Annotated in this window: 2 protein-coding genes; both read left to right on the top strand. The window is 44.4% G+C overall.

All coding sequences use genetic code 11. From position 1 onward, the window contains the following. A partial coding sequence (locus B5F88_RS19705) for a hypothetical protein (RefSeq protein WP_204246284.1) occupies positions 1–459 on the top strand: 459 nt, incomplete at its 5' end. Beyond that, positions 456–1037, top strand: a 582-nt coding sequence (locus B5F88_RS20515) for a DNA adenine methylase (RefSeq protein WP_204246283.1), incomplete at its 3' end; no start/stop codon positions are given. The genes B5F88_RS19705 and B5F88_RS20515, both read left to right, overlap by 4 nt.

Here is a 1037-nt window from a genome sequence, read left to right as displayed (position 1 = left end):
GGTTTTAAGGAGTACGGCGTCATGCTGTCCCGCCCGGATTGCATTGAGATAGCCAAGGTCATCCGTGAGAACTATTATAGTTTCTCCCCTCTCCCTTGCTATGATGGTTGTACAATAGACCAAGTGTGGTTACAGGATATCCTATCATTTCTAAATGACATCATAACGGATAGTGATATTACTGAGGTTTCTGTGTCTCCACGCAATCAGCCCAATTCCTATGAGGTCTATCCCATTCCTGTGACCACATTTAATGAAGCGATTGAGAACAGCCAATATTCTTTCACACCCAAGGCATTAAAGGAATATCTGTTCCAAGAGGGATTTACTGTGACCAACAAGGGGCAATATGATTATGTAATGCCAATCCCGAATGACGAGAAGAAGAAAAAGCAAAAGTATATCTGTCTCATTAAAGTCAAACTTGATAAGGCCATATCACAGGAAAAACAGGTATGAGGACGGAGATATTAAGTGCCTTCCCCTACTTTGGTGGTAAGGCAGCACTGACGCAAACCATCTGTGAGATGCTGGATTATAGCTGCGAACGGTTTATAGAGCCGTTCGGTGGCGGTGCCCGTGTCCTGTTGAATAAACCACGCCATGCACTGGAGATTTATAACGATGCCAGTGCCGGGCTATGTGCGTTCATGCGGTGTATGAGTGACCCTCAGAAAGCCCAGGAGGTCATAGACAGGCTTTATGATACTCAGTATGATCCTGAGACATTTTATTCTGCCGTACAGCTTAGAAACGAGGTAGAGGACGACTATTTCGACGAGGACAGGAGACAGCTAAAGTTATATCTCAAGCATTTGGAGCAGAAATATAGTGACCCCTCTGTGCTGGATTTGATTGAGGAAATACGCCGCAATCTGAAATCCCATCCGCTGGAAATGGATTTAGGCCCATTGAAAGCATTATCTGGCAGCACAGGATTGAGCACAGAAGAATCCATGCAGCTGACACAGTTTTATGGTGGATTGCAAGGAATTTTAGACTATGTGCGTCCTATATATGATGATGAACTGAACGAT

The organism is Flavonifractor sp. An306 (genome assembly GCF_002159455.1).
Taxonomy (GTDB): Bacteria; Bacillota; Clostridia; order Oscillospirales; family Oscillospiraceae; genus Flavonifractor.
This window is presented reverse-complemented; position numbering and strand designations above follow the sequence as displayed.